This window comes from Methylobacterium sp. B1 (assembly GCF_000333255.1).
GTDB lineage: Bacteria > Pseudomonadota > Alphaproteobacteria > Rhizobiales > Beijerinckiaceae > Methylobacterium > Methylobacterium fujisawaense.
The window spans coordinates 1-3,180 of the sequence record NZ_BACT01000426.1 but is presented as its reverse complement, the minus strand read 5'-3'; the positions used below and the strand labels follow the sequence as shown (position 1 = coordinate 3,180).

The window sequence follows — 3,180 nt, the reverse complement described above, 5'->3', positions numbered from 1 at the left end:
GGCCCTGCGACCGCGGAGCCGCCGCGGTTCCAGGTCGACCCGTCCTGGCCGAAGCCGCTGCCGAACGACTGGATCATGGGTCAGGCGGCCGGCGTCGCCGTCGACGCCCAGGATCATGTCTGGGTGGTCCAGCGGCCGCGGACGCTCACCGACGACGAGAAGGCGGCCAGCCTCGATCCGCCGCGCACGAAGTGCTGCAGGCCCGCCCCGCCGGTTCTGGAATTCGCCCAGGACGGGACGCTGCTGCGGAGCTGGGGCGGCCCCGGCACCGGCTACGACTGGCCGTCCAACGAGCACGGGATCCAGATCGACGGCCAGGGCTTCGTCTGGATCGCCGGCAACGGCGAGCAGGACGGCCAGCTCCTGAAATTCACCCCCGAGGGCAAGTTCGTCCTGCAGATCGGCAAGTCCGGTCCGCAGACCGACAGCCAGGACACGACCCGCCTGGGCAAGCCCGCCAACGTCGATTTCGACATGGCGGCCAACGAGGTCTACGTCGCGGACGGCTACTTCAATCACCGCATCATCGTCTTCGACCGGGACACGGGCGCGTTCAAGCGGATGTGGGGCGCCTACGGCAAGCCGCCGACCGACGACAAGCTCGGCCCCTACGATCCGGCGGCGGCCCCGTCCCGGCAATTCGCCAACCCGGTCCATTGCGTGCGGATCGCCCGGGACGGGCTGGTCTATGTCTGCGACCGGACCAACGACCGCATCCAGGTCTTCAAAAAGGACGGGACCTTCGTGAAGGAGATCCTCGTCGAGAAGAACACCCGGGCCAACGGCTCGGTCTGGGAACTGGCCCTCTGGCCGGACGCCGACGAGACCTACCTGCTCAATGCCGACGGGGCCAACAACGAGGTGCGCACGCTCGCGCGGGATACGGGTGAGGTGGTCGGCGCCTTCGGCCGGAACGGGCGCATGGCGGGCCAGTTCCACTGGGTCCACAACCTCGCGATCGACTCGCAGGGCAACGTGTTCACCACCGAGGTCGACACGGGCAAGCGGGCGCAGAAGTTCCTGGCCCTGGGACAGTTCGTCCTGCGCAAGCGGACGCCATAAGCGGCGGCGCCGGGATCCGCGGCGGCGCCCTCGGCCCTGTCCCGACGGCGCCGGCCGCGCCGGCGTGCCGTCGTTCCGGCCCGGGTGGAGGGAGCGGGCGCGACCGCCGGCCCCTCAGCGCGTCGCGCTGGTCCCCGCCCGTTGCGCCGCCAGCGCGGCGGCCTTGCCGGCCGCCGTATAGAGGTCGAGGCGGGCGTAGACGCCGAATTCCGAGCCGTCGTCGAGGAAGCCGCCGCCCGGTCCCTGCGTCTCGGTGAGGATGGCGTTGGCCTCGTCCAGCGTCAGCGCCGGGAAGGCCGCGGTAAGCAGGTGCCCGGCCTCCGGGGCGATCTTGGCGACATCCTCCTGCCGGCCGGCGGTCTCCGGGTGCACCACCGGCAGGCCGTAGGTCTGGGTCGCCGCGTAGAAGGCCGCGTTGGCGGCCGGGTCCTTGAAGCGGCCCGTATCCTTTGCGGCACAGGCCGCCACCGTATCGCCGCAGCCGGCCTTCAGCGCCTCGGCCATCGCCGCGCGGGCCTCGGCCAGGAGCGCCCGGTAATCGGTCACGCCCACCGTCCTGTCGGCCTCGGCGGTCGCCTGATCGAGGACGGCCGGATTCTTCCGGATCTGGCCGACATAGACCGGATCGTTGGCGAGCAGATGGGCCAGGGCGTGCAGCGAGGTCGCCCGGCCGCCCAGCACGTCCATGGCGTAATGCGCCCCGACGATGATCCGGTCGTTGCCGTACTCGGCGGCGCGGGCAACCATCTGCTGGTAGCGCTCGGGGACGAGGAGCGCGAGCACCATGGACTCGGTGTAGCCGTAGGTGGTGTGGCCGCTCGGATAGGACGGGCTGTTGACGAGATCCTGCGCGGGGCCGCGCAACCAGTCGAGGCTGTGGGACGGAGCGCCGAAGTAATCCTGGCCGCGATAGGCCCGCAGGCGCGGCAGGGTCTGGAACGGGCGCGAATTGCCGTAGCGGTCGGCGCCGGGGCTGCCGGCGGGCCGGTCATAGGCCTTGCCGAACACGTCGGTCACGGCGCCGTCCGCCAGGATCGCGGCAGCCGCGTCGGTGACCGGGGTCTTGCCGTTGGTGGTGGCGTTGGCGAAGAAGTATTTGCCGGAATTCGAATCCGACTTGGTGACGTTGTTGGTGTAGCCGATCAGGTTGGCCACCGCCGGCGCGATGCTCGTGAAGGTCTTGTAGTCGCTGTAGGTCGCCTTGGCCTGGTAGGCCTGCGCGAGGGTCGTGCCCAGACCGTCCGCGAGGCCGGCGGCGTTGCCGTCGGTGATGAAGCAGTCCCGCAGGGCGAGCTGCTGCTGCTCCGGGAACGGCAGGAGCGTCGGCTGCTTGAGGTCGCCGGTCTGGATGTCGCCGGTGACTTGCAGGTTCGCGTCGAGCGCCGCCTTGCCCGCGGGTGAGGCCTGCAACCGCGCCACCGGGACCAGCCCGCGCAGGGCCGTCAGGTTGGCGGCCGATTGTGCGACGGCCTGAAGGGGCAAGGCCGCCCCGAGCAGCGCCAATCCGACCCGCAGCGTCCCGAACATGCAGCCGTCTCCCTCGCCGAAGCCGTGCCGGACGCTAGAGCCGGCCGCCCTCGCGTTGCAATCGCGCGCGGCCCCGGCATCCCCATCTTTGACGCGTCCCCCGAGGCCGGAGCCGGATCCCCTGCGGCGGCGCGCGCTTCAGCCCCGCGCCCGGGCGCGGATCATGAAGTTGTCGTAGGTGTATTCCGCCACCTGGAACCAGAGGTACTCCTCGTTGCGGAAGGTGCGCATCGCCTCGTAGACGCGACGGAAATCGGCGTTCTTGGCGGCGATCTCGGCGTAGACGTCGTTGGCGTTCTTCAGGGCGGCTTCCATGACGTCCTGGGGGAAGGGCCTCAGCTGCGCACCCCCGGCCACCAGCCGGCGCAGGGCCTGCGGGTTGCGGGCGTCGTACTTGGCCTGCACGTCGGCGCCGACCTCGGCGGCGGCGGCCCGGAGGATCGCCTGGTAGGATTTCGGCAGCGCCTTCCACGCCTCGGCGTTGAACCAAAAGTGCAGCATGGCGCCGCCCTCCCCAAAGCCGGGATAGTGGTAGATCGGCGCGACCTTCTGCAGGCCGAGCCGCTCGTCGTCGTAGGGGCCGATCCACTC

Annotated in this window: 2 protein-coding genes and 1 pseudogene; 1 reads left to right on the top strand and 2 read right to left on the bottom strand. The window is 70.6% G+C overall.

Annotated elements, in window-relative coordinates; genetic code table 11:
* Positions 1–1,062: hypothetical protein (locus I53_RS12465; protein WP_043351133.1), on the top strand; the 1,062-nt coding region annotated here is incomplete at its 5' end.
* 114 nt (positions 1,063–1,176) lie between these two features.
* On the opposite strand, the gene I53_RS12460 is transcribed toward I53_RS12465, so the two are convergent.
* Positions 1,177–2,589: a phosphatase PAP2 family protein gene (locus tag I53_RS12460; RefSeq protein ID WP_043351132.1), complete on the bottom strand. Its 1,413-nt coding sequence runs from the start codon at positions 2,587–2,589 to the stop codon at positions 1,177–1,179.
* Between the two features lie 138 nt (positions 2,590–2,727).
* Positions 2,728–3,180 (bottom strand): annotated as a pseudogene (locus tag I53_RS12455) (ABC transporter substrate-binding protein); the annotation flags it as partial.